The sequence below is a fragment of the Photobacterium frigidiphilum genome (assembly GCF_003025615.1).
In the GTDB taxonomy this organism is placed as follows: domain Bacteria; phylum Pseudomonadota; class Gammaproteobacteria; order Enterobacterales; family Vibrionaceae; genus Photobacterium; species Photobacterium frigidiphilum.
On the sequence record NZ_PYMJ01000005.1, the window covers coordinates 111,268 to 132,395 of the forward strand.

General features: G+C 42.2%; 19 protein-coding genes and 1 pseudogene. 10 read left to right on the forward strand and 10 right to left on the reverse strand.

Annotated features, from left to right (window positions below):
* Positions 1-61: 61 nt before the first annotated feature.
* The 6 genes from C9J12_RS06740 to gmk form a co-directional block, all read right to left on the reverse strand.
* Positions 62-1,441, reverse strand: a complete 1,380-nt coding sequence (locus tag C9J12_RS06740) for a uracil-xanthine permease family protein (RefSeq protein ID WP_107242024.1) — start codon at positions 1,439-1,441, stop codon at positions 62-64.
* Between the two features lie 434 nt (positions 1,442-1,875).
* Positions 1,876-3,969: an ATP-dependent DNA helicase RecG gene (gene recG, locus C9J12_RS06745; protein WP_107242025.1), complete on the reverse strand. Its 2,094-nt coding sequence runs from the start codon at positions 3,967-3,969 to the stop codon at positions 1,876-1,878.
* 24 nt (positions 3,970-3,993) lie between these two features.
* Positions 3,994-4,698 (reverse strand): tRNA (guanosine(18)-2'-O)-methyltransferase TrmH, encoded by a 705-nt coding sequence (trmH, locus tag C9J12_RS06750; protein ID WP_107242026.1) that lies wholly within the window; start codon positions 4,696-4,698, stop codon positions 3,994-3,996.
* A gap of 111 nt (positions 4,699-4,809) precedes the next feature.
* Positions 4,810-6,921 carry a bifunctional GTP diphosphokinase/guanosine-3',5'-bis pyrophosphate 3'-pyrophosphohydrolase gene (spoT, locus tag C9J12_RS06755; protein WP_107242027.1) on the reverse strand — a complete coding sequence of 704 codons (2,112 nt, stop codon included), beginning with the start codon at positions 6,919-6,921 and terminating at the stop codon, positions 4,810-4,812.
* Between the two features lie 18 nt (positions 6,922-6,939).
* Positions 6,940-7,224 (reverse strand): DNA-directed RNA polymerase subunit omega, encoded by a 285-nt coding sequence (gene rpoZ / locus C9J12_RS06760; protein WP_011217007.1) that lies wholly within the window; start codon positions 7,222-7,224, stop codon positions 6,940-6,942.
* A 49-nt stretch (positions 7,225-7,273) separates the two neighbouring features.
* Positions 7,274-7,900 (reverse strand): guanylate kinase, encoded by a 627-nt coding sequence (gene gmk, locus C9J12_RS06765; protein WP_006233311.1) that lies wholly within the window; start codon positions 7,898-7,900, stop codon positions 7,274-7,276.
* 388 nt (positions 7,901-8,288) lie between these two features.
* On the opposite strand from gmk, the gene C9J12_RS06770 reads away from it, so the two are divergent.
* The 7 genes from C9J12_RS06770 (at position 8,289) to C9J12_RS06800 (ending at position 15,667) form a co-directional block, all read left to right on the forward strand.
* Positions 8,289-8,579: a helix-turn-helix domain-containing protein gene (locus C9J12_RS06770; RefSeq protein WP_011217009.1), complete on the forward strand. Its 291-nt coding sequence runs from the start codon at positions 8,289-8,291 to the stop codon at positions 8,577-8,579.
* Positions 8,569-9,894: a type II toxin-antitoxin system HipA family toxin gene (locus C9J12_RS06775; RefSeq protein WP_107242028.1), complete on the forward strand. Its 1,326-nt coding sequence runs from the start codon at positions 8,569-8,571 to the stop codon at positions 9,892-9,894. Before C9J12_RS06770 ends, C9J12_RS06775 begins: the two co-directional genes overlap by 11 nt.
* A 40-nt stretch (positions 9,895-9,934) precedes the next feature.
* Positions 9,935-10,942: a YecA family protein gene (locus C9J12_RS06780; RefSeq protein ID WP_107242029.1), complete on the forward strand. Its 1,008-nt coding sequence runs from the start codon at positions 9,935-9,937 to the stop codon at positions 10,940-10,942.
* 7 nt (positions 10,943-10,949) lie between these two features.
* Complete coding sequence (locus C9J12_RS31055; RefSeq protein ID WP_227876293.1) at positions 10,950-11,105, forward strand: hypothetical protein; 156 nt, start codon at positions 10,950-10,952, stop codon at positions 11,103-11,105.
* A gap of 134 nt (positions 11,106-11,239) precedes the next feature.
* The gene (locus C9J12_RS06790; protein WP_107242030.1) at positions 11,240-12,487 is read left to right on the forward strand and encodes a DNA cytosine methyltransferase; all 1,248 of its coding nucleotides are present in this window, start codon (positions 11,240-11,242) and stop codon (positions 12,485-12,487) included.
* 15 nt (positions 12,488-12,502) lie between these two features.
* On the forward strand, positions 12,503-14,488 hold the full coding sequence (locus C9J12_RS06795; protein ID WP_227876294.1) for an ATP-binding protein: 1,986 nt from the start codon (positions 12,503-12,505) through the stop codon (positions 14,486-14,488).
* A gap of 3 nt (positions 14,489-14,491) precedes the next feature.
* The gene (locus C9J12_RS06800; protein WP_107242032.1) at positions 14,492-15,667 is read left to right on the forward strand and encodes a PP_RS20740 family protein; all 1,176 of its coding nucleotides are present in this window, start codon (positions 14,492-14,494) and stop codon (positions 15,665-15,667) included.
* A 392-nt stretch (positions 15,668-16,059) separates the two neighbouring features.
* Here the strand turns inward: C9J12_RS06800 and C9J12_RS31060 are convergent, their stop codons facing one another.
* Entirely contained in the window at positions 16,060-16,308 is a 249-nt protein-coding gene (locus C9J12_RS31060) for a hypothetical protein (RefSeq protein WP_227876295.1), read from the reverse strand.
* A pseudogene (locus C9J12_RS31065) lies at positions 16,274-16,946 on the reverse strand (DDE-type integrase/transposase/recombinase); the annotation flags it as partial. The pseudogene C9J12_RS31065 and the gene C9J12_RS31060, both read right to left, overlap by 35 nt.
* Between C9J12_RS31065 and C9J12_RS30630 the strand changes: the two are divergent.
* A complete protein-coding gene (locus C9J12_RS30630; RefSeq protein WP_170111730.1) occupies positions 16,887-17,033 on the forward strand; it encodes a hypothetical protein in 147 nt (48 codons plus the stop codon). The pseudogene C9J12_RS31065 and the gene C9J12_RS30630 overlap by 60 nt on opposite strands.
* A gap of 348 nt (positions 17,034-17,381) precedes the next feature.
* Here the strand turns inward: C9J12_RS30630 and C9J12_RS06815 are convergent, their stop codons facing one another.
* The gene (locus C9J12_RS06815; protein WP_107242033.1) at positions 17,382-18,245 is read right to left on the reverse strand and encodes a YicC/YloC family endoribonuclease; all 864 of its coding nucleotides are present in this window, start codon (positions 18,243-18,245) and stop codon (positions 17,382-17,384) included.
* Positions 18,246-18,501: 256 nt separating this feature from the next.
* On the opposite strand from C9J12_RS06815, the gene rph reads away from it, so the two are divergent.
* Both rph and pyrE read left to right on the forward strand, forming a co-directional pair.
* Complete coding sequence (gene rph, locus C9J12_RS06820; RefSeq protein ID WP_107242034.1) at positions 18,502-19,218, forward strand: ribonuclease PH; 717 nt, start codon at positions 18,502-18,504, stop codon at positions 19,216-19,218.
* Positions 19,219-19,608: 390 nt separating this feature from the next.
* Complete coding sequence (gene pyrE / locus C9J12_RS06825; protein ID WP_107242035.1) at positions 19,609-20,250, forward strand: orotate phosphoribosyltransferase; 642 nt, start codon at positions 19,609-19,611, stop codon at positions 20,248-20,250.
* A 151-nt stretch (positions 20,251-20,401) separates the two neighbouring features.
* Here pyrE and slmA read toward each other — a convergent pair whose 3' ends face one another.
* Complete coding sequence (slmA, locus tag C9J12_RS06830) at positions 20,402-20,992, reverse strand: nucleoid occlusion factor SlmA (RefSeq protein WP_107242036.1); 591 nt, start codon at positions 20,990-20,992, stop codon at positions 20,402-20,404.
* Positions 20,993-21,128: the final 136 nt, after the last annotated feature.

Below are 21,128 nucleotides of genomic sequence, written 5' to 3' on the forward strand. Positions count from 1 at the left end.
TAGAATAAAAAAACGCGCATTATGCGCGTTTTTTTATATGTCGATTGCCAGTCTATAAGGCTTAGTCTGCGTTTTTCTTCTCTTCAGGAAGTACAAGATTCAGGATAATTGCAGTGATACCACCAGCTGCCATGCCTGACGATAAAATACCTTTCACCCAATCTGGCATAAATTGCAGAATTTCAGGTTTCTGAGCAATGCCCAGCCCCATAGAGAAAGACAACGCCATAATAAGAATGGCACGACGGTCTAGATCGCAGCGCGAAATAATACGAATGCCAGAAGCGGCGATTGTACCGAACATCACAATCGTTGCACCGCCCAGTACAGGCTCTGGAATTAACTGAACAAGGTTTGCAACCCCAGGAAATAAACCTAACAGCACCAGCATGCCTGCAACGAAATATCCGATATAACGACTCGCTACACCTGTTAACTGAATGATGCCGTTATTTTGGCTGAAGGTTGAATTAGGGAAGCTATTTAATACGGATGCCATGGCTGAGTTAATGCCATCGGCTAATACGCCGCCTTTAATACGCTTCAAATAAAGAGGGCCAGCAACAGGTTGTTCAGAGGTTTCTGATGTTGCGGTGATATCTCCAATTGCCTCAAGTGATGTAATCGCAAAAACGATCACTAGCGGAATAAGCAGTCCCCAATCAAAGCCCAGGCCATATTGCATCGGCATTGGAATCGCCATGAAGGCATGTTGCGTTTCTTGAGGGGGATTGAGCATACCCGTGAACCAAGCCAATACCGTTCCTGCCGCCATGGCGATCACAATCGATGAAACGCGTAGGTAAGGATTCTTGACGCGGTTTAATAAAACAATGAAACCTAATACTGTACCTGCAAGCATTAAGTTTTCAAGGCTACCAAAGCTGCCGTCGTTAATCGCGGCATAACCACCACCCACTGATGTTAGACCGATCTGGATCAGGGTTAGACCGATCAGGGTGACAACGATACCTGATACTAGCGGGGTGATAATACGTTGTGCGTGTTGCAGTACGCGAGAGATGAACACTTCGGTTAATGAAGCCACCAAAATGGTACCAAAGATGGCAGCCATCATCGTCGGAACATCCGCGCCACCAGCCTTTAGGGCTAAGCCTGCCCCAATAATAGGGCCTAAGAAGTTGAAACTGGTACCTTGAATAGACAGTAAACCCGAGCCAATAGGGCCAAATGTACGAATTTGGATAAATGAAGCAATACCAGAAGCGAATAAAGACATGCTAACGATGGTATTGGTATCGCTTGCAGGTAAACCCAATGCCTGGCAGATAATCAACGACGGTGTGATCACAGCAACAAACATAGCCAGTAAGTGCTGAGTGGCCGCAAACAGTGTTTGTGGTAGCGGCGGTCGATCTTCTAAACGGTAAATGAGATCTGAATTTCGTGGTATTTCAATGTCGCAATGCTGGCGGGTCATGGCAGTTTTATTCCTTAAGCTTACTTCTTAATCCCGATCGAATGCGCTGAATGGGCATTGATACGTGAATGCTGGATAGTTCTGTGATTGCTGTTACTCAGATCCAAACGAACACAAGGAGAAGTGAAAGTGGGTGAAATTTGTGCGCTATTGTAATTATCTTGCCGTAAATAGCAAACGTTTGCTTTGTTTGTTGATGATTTATTTTTCTTTCACGATAAAACAGCATCAGTAAGCTAAAAAAGTAGCTAATGGGCTAGAGGCGAGATTTTTACAGGTGTGCCGAGATCACAGTGAGGAATAGAAAAGCAGTAAGAGGCATAAAGCGAGCGGAATAACATAATGTTTACATGCTTTCGTGATGGTTTTTCAACAAGGCTGCGCTAATTGATTAGAACGCTGCCTTGTATGAGTGAGAGAAATGACTGAGTGCATTAGGCGTTTGAGTAATTTTCTCGTTGTCCTAACCAGCGCTGTACAATGGCTTTGGCATTGTTAGGGTATTGCTGGTGAATGTAGCGTGCCAGTTTCTGTACCTGTGGGATCAAGTGTTGGTCTCGTACCAGATCGGCAATTTTAAAGTCAGCAATACCGGTTTGTTTGGTGCCAAGCAGTTCTCCTGGCCCTCGGATTTCGAGGTCGCGCTGAGCAATAACAAAACCATCACTACTATCGCGTAATACGCCCAACCGTTTCTGCGCGGTTTTTGATAATGGCGCGTGGTATAGCAAAACACAGTGACTCGCCACTTTGCCTCGACCAACCCGACCACGTAGCTGGTGGAGCTGGGCCAACCCTAAGCGTTCAGGGTTTTCAATCACCATTAAGCTAGCGTTCGGTACATCTACCCCGACTTCAATCACCGTTGTTGCGACCAATAGCTGCAACTCTCTGGCTTTAAAGCGGCGCATAATCTCTTGTTTTTCTGCTGCTTTCATTCGACCGTGCACTAATCCCACGTTTAATTCGGGCAGTTGGGCGGTCAGCTCATCGGCGGTATCAGATGCCGCTTGGGCTTCTAATACTTCAGATTCATCGATAAGGGTACACACCCAATAGGCTTGACGTCCTTCATTTTGACAAGCTGAACGAATACGCTCTACGATGGCAGCGCGGCGAGAATCGGGTAGTGCGACAGTTTGAACGGGTGTACGGCCTGGTGGTAACTCATCAATGACCGAGGTTTCAAGATCGGCATAAGCCGTCATCGCCAGCGTGCGTGGAATAGGGGTTGCGGTCATGATGAGCTGGTGCGGATAACGCCCTTCATTTGCCCCTTTTTCTCGTAGCTCTAAACGTTGATGTACCCCAAAGCGGTGTTGTTCATCAATAATGACTAACGCTAAATTTTTGAAGGTGACATGGTCTTGAAATAAGGCATGTGTACCGACCACCATTTTAGCTTCGCCACTTTCAATGCGGGCTAACTCTGTTTCGCGGGCTTTGCCTTTGAGTTTTCCGGCCATCCAACCGACTTGAATGTCCATTGGGTTTAGCCATTGGGCAAAGTTTTGGACGTGTTGTTCAGCCAGCAGTTCTGTTGGCGCCATTAGGGCGACTTGAAAACCATGTTGAATCGCACGTAAGGCAGCGAGTGCGGCAACCAATGTTTTGCCTGAGCCTACGTCACCTTGTACTAAGCGCATCATGGGTAACGGTTTTATAAGGTCAGCTTCAATGTCTGCCACCACACGTTGTTGGGCGTTGGTTGGGCTGAACGGTAAACTCGCCAGTAATTTTCCTTTCAGGCTATCTGCTGGGTTATTACATGCTGCTAATGGCCACGCACTATGTTGCTGGCTTTTACTGCGAACGGCCAACATCGATAAGTTTTGGGCTAACAACTCTTCGAGAATTAATCGGTGCTGTGCTGGATGTTTACCGGCTTCGAGTTGATCGAGAGAGACATCTGGGGTGGGACGGTGCATTACGTGCAGCGCCTGTGCCATGGTCATTTGTCGGTCGTATAAGCCTTCAGGCAGTAACTCAGTAACGGCAGCTTTGTCGAGTAAACTCAGTGCTTGGTCGGTCAGATTTCGCAGAGTGAGCTGGCGTAGTCCTTCCGTGGTTGGGTAAACTGGCGTCAGTGTTTCTTCACCAGTGAGTGATGCTGATTCTGCAAACACCGAGTAATCGGGGTGGATGATTTCCAGCCCAAATTTACCGCGTTTAATTTCGCCAAACGCTTTAACTTGTTTACCTTCAGCTAGGCTATTTTGCATTGCCGCATTGAAATTGAAGAAGCGTAATGTTGCAGAGCCACTATCGTCGGCAATGCGGACCGTTAGCATACGACGTTTTCCAAACGTAATGCTGCTATTGAGCACTTCGCCTTGAACAGCAATGTGTTGACCGGGCATCGCCTGAGCAATTGGCCAGATACGAGTACGGTCTTCATAGCGGAGGGGCAGGTGAAAAAGCAGATCTTGAACCGACGTTAGACCGACTTTTTCGAGTTTCTCTGCCATTTTAGCGCCAACGCCAGACAACTCTGTCAGGGCGATGGTTTCTAATAATTGTCCGCTCATTGCTTATGTTGATCCTTTATTCTTTTATTTGTTCTTTTTAGGTTCGATAGCCTGCATGGTCGCCCACCAATTATCATCAGCCACAATCTGACCTTCATCATCAAGCGGTGGATAAGGTAGCCCTTTTCGGCGAGCAACTTTTGCCAATACAGGGTGACCGCGTTCAAATAGAATGCGATGAACCACCTCATCTGGCAATAAAGTTTTTTCGCGTTCGTACATCCCTGCATTTTGACGCTGGCGTTGTGCTTCATACAAGATTAAGGCACTTGCTACCGATACATTCAAAGACTGTACCATGCCAACCATAGGGATGATGATATCTTGATCGGCCATCGCTAATGCTTCAGCGGTGATCCCATTTTTTTCACCGCCTAAGATAATTGCCGTCGGCTTGGTGTAATCCACATCACGAAAATCAATTGCCGTATCTGACAAGTTAGTTGCTAATACCTGCATACCTTGCGCTTTTAGGTGCGTAATGGCATCGACCATATTGTCGTGGGTATCGAGTTCAACCCAGTTACGCGCTCCGGCTGACGTATTACTCAGTACTCGCATATTTTCTTTGGGCCAAACAGCATGCACTTTATGAATACCCACAGCATCAGCGGTGCGGATAATGGCAGAAACATTATTAGGTTTATGTACTTCTTCCATGCAAACCGTTAAATCTGGTTGGCGAGTGGCGAGTACTGAATGAATACGTTGGTAACGATCAGGAGTCATAATATCTTTTTTATCTAAACCATAAAGAAAACGCCCGTAAACGGGCGTCTGTTTTATCTTAGAGAGATGAAATATGAGTGTATAGTATTCTCATTATTTCATGTCTGCTGATTAGTTCTTTTGTCGTGCCACACGTACAACATTTGGCATCACACGAATATGTCGCATAATCTTGGCCAAATGAATACGGCTCTTAGTCGTGAGACGAACAGTGATGGTATATAAACGGCCATCTTTTTCTTCTGTCGCCAAACCTTGAATATTAGAACCCGTTGCTGCAATGGTATTGGTTAAATCAGCCAGTGCACCTTGGTGATTTTGCATATCCACTTTTAAGGTGGTTACAAATTCATGTTCGAAGTCTTCACTCCATTCAACAGGCATATATTTATCAGGTTCACGCTGGTAGCCACGAATGTTAGAGCATTCTTCGCGGTGGATAACCAAGCCTTTACCTGGGCTAACATGCGCCATAATTGCATCGCCCGGCAGTGGGTGACAACAATTGGCGAAGGTCATTAAAATACCATCGGCGCCACGAATCGGCATCCGACGACCCGTATTAGCATCTGTAGAATGGCTATCTTCAGTATTACCAAGTAAGCGACGTGCTACAACAATGCTCATTAACTCACCTAAACCAATTTCAACCAGCAAATCATCTGATGTTTCTAGACGCTGATCGGTCAGTAGTTGTTGTAGGCGAGTTGAATCAACTTGATCAATATTCAGTTCACCAAGTGCATGGTTGATTAGGCGTTTACCCAATGTAATGGACTCTTCACGGCGCATGGTTTTAAGAACCTGACGGATCTTCGTACGTGCACGTGCTGTCACTACATAATTAAGCCATGCTGCATTAGGGCGAGCACCGGGCGCACTGATAATATCAACGGTCTGACCGTTTTTCAGTGGCTTGCTTAATGGATAAGGTTGACGATTAACGCGCGAACCGACACAGGCATTACCTACGTCAGTGTGTACTGCATACGCGAAGTCAACGGCCGTTGCACCTACAGGCAATTCAACGATTCTGCCTTTTGGCGTGAAGACGTAAATTTCATCTGGGAACAGATCAGATTTAACGTTTTCAATGAATTCGAATGAACTACCGGCACTTTGTTGAAGCTCAAGTAAACTTTGCATCCAGCGCTGTGCTTTAACCTGAGCGGTTGTGCCAGAGCTTTCGCCATTTTTCTTGTAAGACCAATGAGCAGCAACACCTTTGTCAGCCATCTGGTCCATATCGTCAGTACGAATTTGTACTTCGACAGGTACACCGTGAGGGCCAACTAATGAAGTATGTAATGACTGGTAACCATTGCCTTTAGGGATGGCAATGTAGTCTTTCATGCGGCTTGGGCGCGGCTTGTACAAGTTATGTACTTGCCCTAATACTCGATAACAAGTATCTAAATCTTTAACTAAAACCCGGAAAGCGTAAATATCCATAATAGAATGGAATCGCTGTTCTTTGTTTTTCATCTTGTTATAGATGGAGTAAAGATTCTTTTCGCGGCCTAAGACTTTGCCTTCGATCCCCGCATCTTCGAGACGTCCCTCGATTTCAGCGTGAATCTTATTGATCATTTCTTTTCTGTTACCACGCGCAGCAGCAACAACCCCTTTAAGAACGCGATAACGATTTGGGTATAACGCTTCAAAGCCTAACTCTTCGAGTTCTGTTTTGATGTTATGGATACCTAAACGGTGAGCGAGGGGAGAAAATATTTCTAAGGTTTCGCGGGCAATTCGGCGACGCTTATCTGGGCGTAAAGCACCCAACGTGCGCATGTTATGCGTACGGTCAGCGAGCTTGATAAGAATAACGCGAATGTCATGAGCCATCGCCATGATCATTTTACGGAAGTTCTCGGCCTGAGCTTCTTTGCGGTCACGAAACTTAAGTTTATCCAGCTTTGAAACACCATCGACGAGTTCGGCTACGGTATCACCAAAGCGACTTGCAAGGTCTTCTTTCGTGACTTCGGTATCTTCGATAACGTCGTGGAGTAAGGCTGCCATGAGCGTCTCTTGATCGAGGCGCATTTCCGCAAGAATGCGGGCAACAGCAATAGGGTGGATAATATAAGGTTCACCGCTTGAGCGGGTTTGCCCTTCATGGGCATCACGCGCAACGAGATACGCCTGCCGAAGAGCCTCAATTTGAGACTCTGGCAGGTATTCGATTGCGACTTCTTTCAGGCTATCAAATAGATACAATTCGCCCGGTTCCCTGAATTAACGGTGGTGGTGGTGGTCGCCTGCAATTGCACTAACAGCAGCTAGTTCTGCTGCTTCTTGCTCTTGCAGTTCCTGACGCTCGCGAGCATCTAGGATATCTTTAGTGATTAGGCCTTCTTCGATTTCACGAAGTGCGATCACTGTGTATTTGTCGTTTTCTTCTGGTACCAATGGATCCTTGCCGCCCGTTTGCAATTGACGCGCACGGCGTGAAGCAATTTGGATCAGGTCGAAACGGTTGCCAATTTTATCAACAGCGTCTTGAACGGTTACGCGTGCCATGGAGGACTCCAGTGGTTATATAATGAGAAAGAAAATTGTATATAAATACTTACTGTTCTGCCAGTAGAGCATTTAGCATACTGTTATATTTAGCAGTTTGCTTGTCTTGCTTCAATCGTTCTGCACGAATAATGGCTTTAAAGTCCATTAACGCAGCATCGAAATCATCATTCACGATAACATAGTCATATTCGTTGTAATGAGAAATTTCAGAACGAGCTTCTTGCATACGACGTGCAATTATGGCTTCACTGTCTTGACCACGAGCATTTAAACGACGCTCTAATTCTTCTTTTGAAGGTGGTAAAATGAAGAGGCTTTTCGCCGCTGGCATTTGTATGCGGATTTGACGCGCACCCTGCCAATCAATATCTAAAAAGACATCAATACCTTTGTTCAGCTGGTCTTCAATCCAAGGGCGTGATGTACCGTAATAATTACCAAATACTTCAGCATGTTCAAGGAATGACTCTTGTTCGGTTAGTTCTGTGAACTCTTCAACACTAATAAAATTGTAATGAACACCATTTTCTTCACCAGGTCGCATACCGCGAGTCGTGTGGGAAACGGATACTTTCATGTCATAGGTCGGATTAGTTTCAAGCAACGCATTAATCAAACTTGATTTACCAGCGCCACTTGGTGCCGACACGATGTATAGAGTACCTTTGCTCATTGCCTATTTTCACTCAGTGCTAGAAGGGCGCGCAGATTATCACGAATTGCGCAAAATTGAAATTATCTGATTGCTGGAAATTTCATCTTTTATACGGTTAATGCGACTTTATAAGCCGTCAACTTAAGCCTAGATGGATTTATGGCTAATCTCAGACTATTCGTATTTTGAATTTTAACGCTAAAGAGTGTGATGATGAACCGTAAAAGGCAGTATTACTACTGCCTGTTACCGGAAGCAAAGTGCTGTTGCCTACGACAAAATACCAGTTTTCAACGTTTTTAGCTAGGCAGGTTAGTGTTTGCTCTATATGTTTGGGCCCTGCTGTGTCCATTAATCGATAGTTTGGGCTATAATAGACATTACTGTGTCTTTTTTTTGGCTTTATATGCGTTTTTCACTTTTAGATGATACCGATGTTAGCCAGGCTTTTGCTACTCATCTGCGTGGTTTGCGTAAAGAGGCGAAGCTGTCGCGTGAAGCGCTTGCCAAGCGCAGTTGTGTGCCCGCTTCAACCATCAAAAAGTTTGAACTTACTGGGCAAATTTCATTTCGCCAGCTACTGCTACTGTGGCAGTCGTTGGACTCACTTGATCGGCTCTATCAACTGACACAAGCAAGCTCTGCTCGCTCAGCTTTACCGACCAGTATAGAAGAGGTGCTGAAAGATGAGTTTTAAACCGATTCAGAAGCTGAGTGTTCAGCGTACTCTCGCAACGGGTGAGGTTGTCCCGGTGGGCGTGTTGGCTCAAAACCGACAAGGGGTTTTCTTCCAGTACGATGAAAAATATATCGGGAAGTTTGGTAATTTATCACCTTTTACTCTGCAAGCTGACGATCGACTACAGCCTGCGCCCAGACAACCGCATCAGGGTATTCATGGTGTTTTTGGCGATAGCCTTCCCGATGGTTGGGGATTACTGTTACAAGATCGCGTGTTTCGTCAGCAGGGAATTCTGCCAGCACAGCTAACCGCGATGGATCGGCTGGCTTTTGTTGGGCTCCAGGGAATGGGCGCCTTATCCTTTACGCCCGTATCGGAATTCTCGTTAGATGAACGCTCTGATATTGACCTAGCAACGCTAGGGTTGGAAGCACAAACTTTATTTGATCAATCCGTGCTTGACTATAAAGAGACGGATGACTTAGGCGGTAGCACCCAACAGGTACTGGCGACCTTGGTTGCCGTAGGGAGCTCTGGTGGTGCTCGGCCAAAAGCACAGATCTATATGCCCGCTGGGGATGCTAACCATTGCCGTACCTTTGCTATGCCTGATGATGAAGCTTGGCTGGTCAAGTTTACCTCTAAGAACCTCGCGCTTGGCCATGAAGAGGGCCTGTGTGAAGCGGTTTATTTACAGATGGCGGAACAAGCAAAATGCCAACCGCCCAACTGGCAACTTATTAGCGCACCACAAAGCAGCGGCGCGATGGCTTGGCTTGCAGTAAAACGCTTTGATTATATTCCGAGTTTGAACAGCGCCGGCCGCTTACATATGCACAGTGCTTGTGGCCTATTAGATGCCGATTTTCGTAGCCCAAGTCTGGATTATGTCGATTTAATTAAGGCCAGTCGCCAATTATGTATGTCACCTGCTGCTGGGCAACTACAATTTCGTCGCGCTATATTTAATTTATTTGCCGCCAACCAAGATGATCACAGTAAAAACTGGGCTTTTTTACAGACTGATGATGGTCAGTGGCAGCCAGCTCCTTTTTATGATGTGACTTATAGCCCTCATCCTTTTAATGAACATGCAACGGCCTTTGGCGGGTACGGAAAAGCGCCACCGCTTAAGGCGATGCAAAAGCTGGCTGCCAGTGCGGGTTTTGCTACTTGGCAAGAGGCGCGGCATTGCATCCATGAAGTCGTTGAGGCGCTTAGCCAGTTTACGCACCTTGCACAGCAACAAGGGATCAGCAAGACAACCTTGTTAGCGATAGAGAAAACACTAGCTCAACGAAAGCAAGAAAACGCGGCTCTTCTTGTTTGAGGTGACGTAGAGTTAAGATAAATATGCGAGTAGATAAAATATGAAGCCATGCCGAAATGAACCTTGCCCGTGTGGTAGTGGGAACAAGTACAAACGTTGTTGCATGAACAGTGTTTCAAAACAGCATGCAGAGGTGTTCGATGATTTCGAGCAAATCGTTGCGATGAACCCTGATTTAACTTTGGAGGAGTTAAATGTAGTTACGCAGCACAAAATGAATGAATGTAATAATCGGCCGAATACGGATTTTTGTGGCCTCTCGCCAACACAAATGGCTAATTGGTTGTATGCGTCATTCAATGAATTGGATTGGGTCACAATAAGCACGACAGATGATTTATCTACTAGCCCTGTAATGCGCTATTTAGTGCTCATTTTGGACGAAGCCATGCAGAATGGCGGTTCGTTTAAGGCGACCAGTAAAGGCAACTTGCCCACAAAACTGGTTAAGCAAGCCAGTGATGTATTGCCCGAGTTTGCTGTCTCTCGACATCAAACGAATATCAGCATAAGTGAATTTTCCGGCAACAACGAAGATAAATTTAATGCGCTGCACTATACCCGTATCTTGGCGGAAATTGCTGGCATTATTTATCGTCGAAGTGGTCGTTATCATGTGAAAAAATCTGCGCAAAAGCAGTATCAAAGCCATGGTGTTCATGCTTTTTTCAACCTCATGCTTGAAGCTGCAACCAGTCAATACAATTGGGGCTACCTAGACGGATGGGAGCACGATATTGATCTAAGAACCTTTTGGCTCTTTATGCTTTGGCGTTTGCAAACTCATGCCAGTGTTGATCAATTGATTGAAGAAGTGGCCACAGCATTTCCTGATTTACTGCTCGATTGTTCATCCGAAGAACGCTTATCGCCAAGCCAGTTACTGAGTACTTTGATTGAATCGCGCTTTATTGAACGATTTCTACAGTTTTGGGGGTTTGTGACGGTTGATCCAAAACGATTTTTTGCCGAAGATCATGTGCCGAGAAAGGCAGAGATGCAGACATTGCTGAAACAAACTTTTCAATTCAATATTGAGATTCAATAGGTGCAGCATGAGCGAATATCAAGAGCTTTTAGATACGATGGAAGTGCTAATTGAAGACTATGATGCACATCAGCCTGTTATTGATTTTTTGGTGTTTAAAATGTTAATCAATATGTGTGTCACCATGACGTGTTGCAAGTTAATTTTCTTGGTTTACCTGTAGGTTTTTTTGACGAATCTAAAAATTTATTCAATGCTAACTCACAAAGCGCAAAGCTTTTAGTCCTGGTCTTTTGCCAGAATTACTTTAAAATATTAGTATCTATATGCAATTAAAATTTAAGAGTATTTTTGTAAATGTCAAATAAGTTGGAGCTACATAAAAAAGGCACTTATATTGACCTTTTCTCAGGGTGTGGTGGACTATCGCTAGGCCTTGGTAATGCAGGTTGGGAGGGTCTATTTGCTGTAGAAAAAGATTCAATGGCATTTTCTACTTTTAAACATAATCTGATTGATGGGGTTCATGCTCATTTTAATTGGCCAGATTGGTTACCAAAACAAGAAACTACTATTCAGGACTTACTTGAAAAATACTCTGAACAATTATCTGCGCTAAAAGGTAAAGTAGACCTAATTGCTGGAGGGCCTCCATGTCAGGGGTTCTCTTTAGCTGGTCGACGAAATGCTAAAGATCCTCGTAACAAGCTATCAGAAGAATACATAAAAATGGTTGAAATTATCTCACCTAAGTATCTTCTATTAGAAAATGTTCGTGGATTTAACGCCTCTTTCAAACCAGCTGAAGGTAAGAAGGCTAGAAAACCTCATTCGATGATCGTAAAAGCTAAGCTTGAAAAACTTGGCTACAAAGTATTTACAGACTTTCTATGTAGTGCAGATTTTGGTGTTCCTCAGAAAAGAACTCGATTCATTATGATCGGAGTCCGAAAAGAGTTTGTCGGCAAAGATTTTAGAAACCCCTTCGAAGTATTAGCAGATACAAAAAGAGAATTTTTGATTGATAAAAAGCTCCCATTGCGTCCTGTAAAGGTCAGTGATGCTATTGGTGATTTATTAGTCCAGACAAATGGATTGGTTTATCACTCAGGAAGTGAAGTTAGTGGGTTTAAACAAATCAACTACATCCAACCAAAGAAACCATCAAAGTACCTTCGAGTTATAAGAAAAAATGCTGGTAAAAATAAACCCAATAGTCTTCGACTTGCACGTCACAAAGACACAACTATAGAGAAGTTCAATAGAATTCAGCAGATCTGCAAACCAGGTGTGAGTTTGAATGATGCGATGCGTTTGGAGATTGGAACGAAGAAACAAGCAATAACTGTACTTAACGCTAACGAGCCATCCAAAACATTAACGACTTTACCTGACGACCTACTGCACTATTCTGAGCCAAGAATACTTACTGTAAGAGAGATGGCTAGAATTCAATCATTTCCTGATAATTTTGATATTCTGGGTAAGTATACGACGGGTGGGGAAAGAAGAACTCAGGAATGCCCAAGATATACCCAAATTGGGAATGCTGTACCTCCTCTTTTAGGTGAGGCGCTTGGAAAATTAATTTTCAATATAAAGTAGTTGGCTGGATATAAAATGACTAATGATAATGAATTAGAAGTAGAGCTAATTAACAAAATAAAAAGCGGTAGCCGTGAAACAACGAAGCTTGAAACTGATGATAAGGTTTTGGCGAGAGTTACTGATGGTATTTATCGGCTACCTGGTTCAGCTATAAGAGAACTAATTTCTAACGCTTACGACGCTGATGCTGAGAATGTCTACGTTAGTACAGATGTACCGCGCTTTAATTCTATGACTATTAGAGATGATGGAAACGGTATGTCCATTGATACTTTAGTTAATATGATTCGACATATCGGTGGTAGTGCAAAGAGAACGATAAAAGGACAAGAATTAAAAGTAACAGATGAGCATGATCCTTCTTTAAGTCTAAATAAAAAGAGAAAGCTGATCGGTAAAATTGGTATTGGCCTTTTCAGTGTTGCTCAGTTGACTAGAGATTTTGAAATTATAACTAAACAAAAAGGAGACCCTTTTTATTCAAGGGCGAAAGTTTCACTGTTTAATTACTCTGAAGAAAACATAGAAAAAAAATCAGATGATGAACGGGGAAAAAGCTTTCAAACGGGTAATGTTGATATTTGGACAGAAAAAACTGAAAATATTAATGCTCACGGTACAGATATCATATTGAGCAATATTAAAAGAAGTGCGAAAGATCAATTGCGCAGTGTCGATATTTGGGGGCAAACAGAGAATGAAACTGAATTAGATGAAGAAGTAGATGATATTCTAGATTCTTCTAAAGCGATACTTCCTGATTTTCATGTTGGTTATCTAGAAACGGATTCTGATGGAACGGGTGTTTATCAACAAGAAATGGCGAGAGCTCCCGAACTACCTTGGACCGATAGTACTTCATCTGAAGATAGATTTAAAAAACTGTATGAAGGGATTTTGGATAAAACAAAAAATGCAGTTAGTCCTAAATTAAATTTAGTATTAGATAACTATCTTAATATGTTGTGGACTCTTGGCCTATCAATTCCTTTACCCTATGTAGAAAAGCACCCTTTTAATCTAACTAAAAAAGATATATCTGACATATACGTAATTAATAATAGGAAAAAAGGTCAGGTAAATGATGCTAATGAGTTGTTGGATGAAGAGGATAAGTTAGGAGATAAGTTTGGTTTTTCCGCCCAGATAGAAAAATCTGAATTTAATGTCTTAGTTGATGGTATAAAATTATTTAGGCCGCTTAGGTTTACAAACTTACCTGAGTCAAAAGCTATGATTAAAAAGCCAATACTGTTTATTGGTAAGTATCAGACGAATTTATCCAATATGGCATTGGAAGACTCAGCGGGTGATTTGGAATTTGAAGCATATGTGCTGTGGACACCAAAAGTTAGCCCAAGAGATCATAATGGTTCATTAATTCGAATTAATGACGCTTCAGGTATTATGTTTGATGAAACATTTATGAAGCATCAGGTAGCTGAACATACTATAAAAAGTCAACTTACAATTGAAATCTTTGTGCATAAAGGTCTAGATTCAGCATTAAACATTGATCGTGAATCTTTTAATATAGCTCACCCTCATTATCAGATAGTTATGAGATGGCTACATAGTGCTATCAGACAAGTAGTAAATAGATATAAGCAAATAAAGAGAGAGAAAAAGAAAGAAATTGAAAATTTTCATGAAGATGACTTTTCAAAAGCGTTAGATGAAATTGTATCCAAAAGTTACGTTTTTAACCAAAAAGATCCGCATGAAAGATCTAATCTAATTGTATTTGGTGAGCAAGAAGAAGAGGCAACTGTTTGTAAAGTAGAAAATTCAGTAGATAGTTTTGTCGTATCACAGGATAGAATTGAGAGAGTATTCGAGCCTATAAAAAGAAATAAGATCAAACAAAAGAAAATAATCAATAAATCAGAGGCGATACTTCAAATCTTAGACTCATATAATCTGTTGGAAAACCTAACGGTGGAAAGGCAAGAGTTGTTGGTGATAGATTTGATTGAAATACTACAGTTGGAGGGCTAGAACATGAACTTATTTGATTCTGACGACTCTCTAATTGATGATGAAGTTTTTGGTTCAATCACTCAGCCTCTATCTAAAGAATTTAAGCCTTGGCATAAGCCAAGAAAGCAGTTTATTAGAGATAAACAATGGTTAGAACAATTTAAAAGACTTATGGGAAGTAGTAAATATAACAATATTGATTCTATGAACTATTTTGGATTGCCAGGCGGAGATCTACTTGATATCAATTATATCTATGAAGGTATGATAAATAGTAGAAGAAGTGGTAGTAAAAGGTTGGGTTTTCATGGTTTTATAAATAGTAGTACTGACTTTGCTAAAGCTGAAGGTGAATTGTCAAAAATTCTAGATAATGAAAGAATTGAAGGTAAGTCAAAAATTGAGAAGTTTAATTTTGAAGACTTAATGAAACGAAACTCTGATGCTTGGATAAGAGTAAAGAATTTCGGCGAATATCATTTTATTAATTTAGATTTTTGCAATAATGTCATGTCTTATAATACATTGATGTCAATGTATAATTTGCTTGATTATCAAATGCAAAAGGTCGTTGGTTTACCGTGGTTACTTTGTATTACCACAAGACTTAATAAAGATAGCACAACTGACTCTATTGTTGCTAAATTTGAAACGATAATAAATGAATCTCTTGGTACCGAACAATTAAAATGTAAAATTGAAGAATGTTTCTCTGAGGTTTATACATATTTTTCAGATGAATCAGATAATTCAGATATTAACGGTGTTGAAGATAAATGTTTAATTAATCAGATATTACAAATATGCTTGGTTCTATGGATATTAAAAGAAGCAGCGTTAAGAAATTTCAATGTCACTTTGAAAAGTAGTATGAAATATTCAGTTGATCTGTTTGAACGTGATGCTGATATGCATTCATTTGTGTTTTGTTTTGAAAAGGAAGAAACTGTTATTCCAGACTGTTTAGGTCTGGCTGGAGAAAATATACCAGAAATCAATGATATTGACTTTGGTACCATAGCAAGTCCGGCGTTAGATAAATTATCAAAAACTTCTGATGTTGACTATATCCTTGAACAGGATAAAACGGTCCTGAATACTTATGCTGACGAGATGATTAGCTGGCTTAGCCGATGTGGATATGACACTTCGACTTACAAAGAGTTCATGACTGATCATCACGGATATGAGTTTTGATTTGTTGTGTAATTCATAACCCATAGACATCCTTTCACTCTGATTGGATGTCTAATTTCTGAATTATTACAAGTATAAGCGATATTTCTATTTGGAACGCATGGCCTAGCATTATAGAACTGATTTTAAATTTAGTTCTGAAGTTAATATTTCCTTGATGAAGTTGACTCATTTAATGCAATTTGATGTTCTCGTTTTTCCATACATTCAATAGCCAAAGACGCATGACGATCTTGCTTCATTAACTCTGCCAATGCCGCTTGTCTTAAATCGTTACTGGGTTCAATACAATCATCATACGACCTTATTCGCTCATTTATTTCAGCTTCATTGACGTAGATGTGTGATTTATCTTTATGGCGGCTGAGGGAAACATAGGCTTCTCGCTGTGCCTAGAGAGTAAAGGTGTTGCGATCAACGGTTGTACCTTGCGAGCTAAAGATAGTTAACGCATAAGCGTGACAGAGATTTAGACCAATTTGATCGCTGTATTCTGACGCTAAGGAAGAAATTGGTCGCTTATCATCTAGCATGACTGATAGCCGCACATCACCGTCTAGTTGAGTTATTGATGAGATGGTTCCAAGTGTGCCGTTATTGTAGTGGTCAAGGAAAACTGGCCTGTTCTTTAGAGCTTTCATTAAATAATTGCCCTGATTCATTTGTGTTAAACCACCATTATATTGGTGCGGTCTAATCTTGCTGTAATAACCAATAATATATTGAGCTATATCTTTCTTAGCATCAGCAAAATGTTCATATCCTGTTTTTGGTACCCACTCGGTCTTTAAGCTTCGAAAGAAGCGTTCCATAGGGCTCAGTATCCCAACAATTATCACGTCGACTTATACTTTGTTCTATTTGATTGCGCCAAAGTAATTGCCGATACTTGATGCTTGTATAATGACTACCTTGATCACTATGGAACAAGATATTTTTAGAGTATTCATGTAGCTCAACAGCCATTGATAATGCTTTACCTGTCAGTTGTGTATCAGGCGATAATGACATTACCCAACCAATACCAATAGGTTTTCTTCATTACGTTATTAGCACGATAACAGCTAAGAGGAAAACCTATTGCCGTCCTAATTGATATCGTTCTAGCACCTGCGGAGCCTTTACTGATTATGTAAGCAGTTTTGACTTCACTACATAATTGAACATATTCAGCATCTATTTTTTGATTCCGATTTCGTCAATATTTATAGCTACTGCGGTGGATATTAAAGACTTCAAAAATAATGCTAACACTATGGCTCTGCTTGAGTCGTTTTACATTGCCTATATGTCAATCAGTAAAGAGATCATCAACGGTTTTGATGGCAACTTCTTCGGCACGTTGTTTGGCGAGTTGGGGATCTAAGTCATCCACGAAATTGCTTCATCTTGGTTGCGGGTTAGATAAGGAAAGGTCTTGTACTTTGCCTAACGTCATTTCATGGCGCTTTTTATTGGATGTAAAGCGAAGCATCCAGCTCGCTGTACCCAGATGCAGGAACTACAAGTTACAAGCCTTCACCATCAGCATGGTGTTGTGTTTTACCGCCACCAGTCTTAATCAGACTTATACTGCTAGAGTAAGTCTACTATACCTACCTTTAACTATCATGAGATGGTTAAAGGTAGGTTTTATACTACGATAGCAGAAGGCTAACTTTGGTAAGTTATTGTATTTTAATGATTTAAGTTCAGTAAAATACTAACTCAAATCTTATTCGATATTTTGGATCTGCTCGCGCATTTGCTCAATCAACACTTTTAATTCAACAGCAGATGCTGTGATTTCTGTCGTAATTGATTTTGATGCTAGCGTATTTGATTCGCGGTTAAATTCTTGCATCATGAAATCAAGACGACGGCCACATGCGCCTCCTTTCTTCATGATTTTTTGTGTTTCTTTCACATGCGAATCTAGGCGATCTAGCTCTTCAGCGACATCACTTTTTTGTGCCATCATGATCAGTTCTTGCTCAATTCGGCCAGCATCCAGCTCCACTTTTGCATCTTCAAAGCGGCTGGTTAGACGTTCACGTTGCCATTTAATAATTTCAGGCATTTGTGTGCGTACGTTGGTTGCTTCAGCAGTAATGGCATCAAGGCGTTGAACAATCAATTCCTTCATGTTTTCGCCTTCGCTGGCACGTGCGGCAATAAAGTCAGTAACTGCTTCATCAAAACCAACTAACAAATCTTTATTGATCGCATCCAAATCTTGTTCTGGAGCTTCCATTACACCAGGCCAGTTCAATACCTGAAAAGGACCAATATTGCCTTCACCAGCCGTGTCTTTTACCCACTTAGCGGCTTTAATGACTTGCTTCGCTAATTCTTCATTGATGGTGAGTTCGCTGCTTGCTGCTTGGTTCGCTTCAAAACGCAGGTTACATTCAACTTTACCGCGAGCTAGGCGCTTACGAAAACGCTCACGTAGTACAGGTTCTAAACTACGGAATTGTTCTGGCATACGAAGGTACGTTTCTAGGTAACGTTGGTTAACTGAACGAATTTCCCAAACGGCAGTGCCCCAATCGCCTTTAACTTCGCGACGAGCATAAGCGGTCATGCTATGAATCATTGGCTGATGGCCCTTTATATAGATGGAATGTAACTACTTATTAGGATTACTGCTATCGAGCAGGAAGCGTAATAGAAAGAATAGGCGCGTAGTTACAAGGTTACGGTGATTATACTCACCATTACTTATAAAAGAAATGAAGCGCAACGTGCACTTGATATTATGGGGTCGGTTCGCGGTCGGGTTTAACGTGCACTGCGAGTGAGAACTGGCTATAATCGCCGGTTAATGTAGCCCAGCGAAAGGTAAACCCCCGATGCGTCCAAGCGGAAGAAGCACTAGTCAAGTACGCCCTATTACGATCACTCGTAATTTCACAGCACACGCTGAAGGTTCAGTATTAGTCGAGTTCGGCGATACAAAAGTAATCTGTACAGCAAGTGTGGAAGAAAATGTACCTCGCTGGTTAAAAGGCAAAGGACAAGGTTGGGTTACTGCAGAATATGGCATGCTGCCTCGCGCGACTCATACTCGTAACCGTCGTGAAGCATCAAGCGGTAAGCAAGGCGGCCGTACGATGGAAATTCAACGCTTAATTGCACGTAGCCTTCGTGCTGCGGTTGATTTGGAAGCGTTGGGTGAACAAATGATCACCGTTGATTGTGATGTAATCCAAGCCGATGGTGGCACTCGTACTGCTTCTATTACCGGTGCAATGGTTGCTTTGGTTGATGCCGTCAACTCAATGATTGAGAAAGGCACTCTGAAAAAGAGCCCAATTAAAGGCATGGTTGCTGCTGTGTCGGTGGGTATCTATAAAGGCGAAGCCATTTGCGATCTTGAGTATCTTGAAGATTCAGCGGCTGAAACCGATATGAACGTGGTCATGACCGAAGAAGGTAAGATGATCGAGATTCAAGGGACAGCAGAAGGCGAGGCGTTTAGCCACGAAGAATTACTGGCCATGCTGGCTCTGGCGAAAGACGGCATTGCCGATATCGTCATAATGCAGAAACAGGCATTAGAAAGTTAATTATTAAGCGACTCGATTGAGTCGCTTTTTTTTGTCTGCATTTTGTGGAATGGTGTCCTTTTGACTACATTCGATAGATGTAGCGCGTAAGACGTATACCCAAGTTACCTCAAGGTGCTCGTTTCAGCGAGAATTTGTTGGACTCTAGGCAAGGCACTTATTTATAGACCTAGTCGTTCTAAGTTGAAAATAAGTAACACCGCATAGAGCCCAACAAAACTCGCCCTTCGGGAGTGATTCAGCGTATCTACTTCTGTGTCAAATGTGTTTGAAAGGGAATGCCATTCCTACACACATTTTCCTTGAATTAGATACGCTGAGATCACTCTGAATCCTGCATCTTGAGGTAGCTTGGGTATATCACCTATTTATCAATATTAAGGAATTACAATGAAAGCATATCAGCGTCAGTTCATCGAATTTGCCCTAGAAAAAGGTGTTTTGAAGTTTGGTGAGTTCACACTGAAATCTGGCCGTATTAGCCCGTATTTTTTTAATGCCGGTTTGTTTAATACAGGTCGTGATTTAGCGCGCCTAGGCCGTTTTTACGCTGAAGCTTTGGTTGATGCCGGTATTGATTACGATGTGCTATTTGGCCCTGCGTATAAAGGTATTCCAATTGCGACAACAACAGCGGTTGCACTGGCTGATCACCATGATATCGATACGCCATATTGCTTTAATCGCAAAGAAGCGAAGACACATGGTGAAGGTGGTAGCTTAGTTGGTAGCGAGCTTGAAGGTCGTATCATGTTGGTTGATGATGTGATTACGGCAGGTACTGCAATTCGCGAATCAATGGAAATTATTAAAGCGAATGGTGCTGATCTTGCGGGCGTGTTAGTGGCCATTGACCGTCAAGAGAAAGGCAAAGGCGAGCTATCTGCAATTCAAGAAGTTGAGCGTGATTTTGGTTGCGCAGTTATTTCGATTGTATCACTGGGTGATGTTGTGACGTATTTGTCTGAACAAGACGGCATGGATACACACTTAGCAGCCGTGAAGTCGTACCGTGCAGAGTACGGTGTATAAGAATATAAGATACGAGAACCTAGATTCTAGGAAGAACGTTTAAGTAAGAGACGCCTATGGATCTAGGCTCCAAAAAAAGCGAGAGGTATTAACCTCTCGCTTTTTTATCTCGAGAATCGAGTAACTAGGATCTCGTTACTCGTAACTGTTTCTAACCTAGCTGAGCACTTAATAGTTGCCAGTAGTTATCAAAGTTCTCGGTAGGTTTATATTTGAAGTTAGAACGCACATAGCGGTTCAAACTGCCTTCAACCTGACCAAGCAATTGTGCAGCAAGTATGCTTTCATCAACAGGAAAGCCTTTCCCTTCCCGTAATTTTCGCTCACGTAATACCTGACGAATTTGGGTTTCAATGCGTTCAAACAGCTGATTAATACGCGATTGTAGACGGTCTTGTTCAAACATCAGAGCATGACCTGTCATGATGCGTGTTAAGCCTGGGTTACGTTCTGCAAAGACCAGAATAAGCTGAAGCACCATGCGTAGACGGTTCATGGTATCTTTTTCATCATCAAGGATACGGTTGATACGGGTAGAAATTGAATCTTCAATAAACTCAATCAAGCCTTCAAACATACGGGCTTTACTCGGAAAGTGACGGTACAGTGCCGCCTCTGAAACACCGACTTGTGCCGCCAGTTTTGCTGTTGTAATACGTTGGCTGCCCTGAGTTGATTCAAGCATTTGTGCTAATGCTTGAAGGATCTCTTCGCGGCGATTGTTTTTTTTGTTGCCAGCCATGAATAACCGTTCCTTTTCAAAAATGACTGCATATAGCTGCAGTTTGAAACCCGTCTATCTTAGCGATGCAGTTGCGTTGTGAAAAGCGCAAGCTGTCGATACTGATCTATTTATCGACAAAAAAAGCGTAAGCTTA

Coding starts and splice junctions, on each gene's coding strand:
- C9J12_RS06740 (WP_107242024.1), bottom strand. CDS start 1,441: ATGACCCGCCAGCATTGCGACATTGAAATACCACGAAATTCAGATCTC.
- recG (WP_107242025.1), bottom strand. CDS start 3,969: ATGAGCGGACAATTATTAGAAACCATCGCCCTGACAGAGTTGTCTGGC.
- trmH (WP_107242026.1), bottom strand. CDS start 4,698: ATGACTCCTGATCGTTACCAACGTATTCATTCAGTACTCGCCACTCGC.
- rpoZ (WP_011217007.1), bottom strand. CDS start 7,224: ATGGCACGCGTAACCGTTCAAGACGCTGTTGATAAAATTGGCAACCGT.
- gmk (WP_006233311.1), bottom strand. CDS start 7,900: ATGAGCAAAGGTACTCTATACATCGTGTCGGCACCAAGTGGCGCTGGT.
- C9J12_RS06770 (WP_011217009.1), top strand. CDS start 8,289: ATGCGTTTTTCACTTTTAGATGATACCGATGTTAGCCAGGCTTTTGCT.
- C9J12_RS06775 (WP_107242028.1), top strand. CDS start 8,569: ATGAGTTTTAAACCGATTCAGAAGCTGAGTGTTCAGCGTACTCTCGCA.
- C9J12_RS06780 (WP_107242029.1), top strand. CDS start 9,935: ATGAAGCCATGCCGAAATGAACCTTGCCCGTGTGGTAGTGGGAACAAG.
- C9J12_RS31055 (WP_227876293.1), top strand. CDS start 10,950: ATGAGCGAATATCAAGAGCTTTTAGATACGATGGAAGTGCTAATTGAA.
- C9J12_RS06790 (WP_107242030.1), top strand. CDS start 11,240: ATGTCAAATAAGTTGGAGCTACATAAAAAAGGCACTTATATTGACCTT.
- C9J12_RS06795 (WP_227876294.1), top strand. CDS start 12,503: ATGACTAATGATAATGAATTAGAAGTAGAGCTAATTAACAAAATAAAA.
- C9J12_RS06800 (WP_107242032.1), top strand. CDS start 14,492: ATGAACTTATTTGATTCTGACGACTCTCTAATTGATGATGAAGTTTTT.
- C9J12_RS31060 (WP_227876295.1), bottom strand. CDS start 16,308: ATGAAAGCTCTAAAGAACAGGCCAGTTTTCCTTGACCACTACAATAAC.
- C9J12_RS06815 (WP_107242033.1), bottom strand. CDS start 18,245: ATGATTCATAGCATGACCGCTTATGCTCGTCGCGAAGTTAAAGGCGAT.
- rph (WP_107242034.1), top strand. CDS start 18,502: ATGCGTCCAAGCGGAAGAAGCACTAGTCAAGTACGCCCTATTACGATC.
- pyrE (WP_107242035.1), top strand. CDS start 19,609: ATGAAAGCATATCAGCGTCAGTTCATCGAATTTGCCCTAGAAAAAGGT.
- slmA (WP_107242036.1), bottom strand. CDS start 20,992: ATGGCTGGCAACAAAAAAAACAATCGCCGCGAAGAGATCCTTCAAGCA.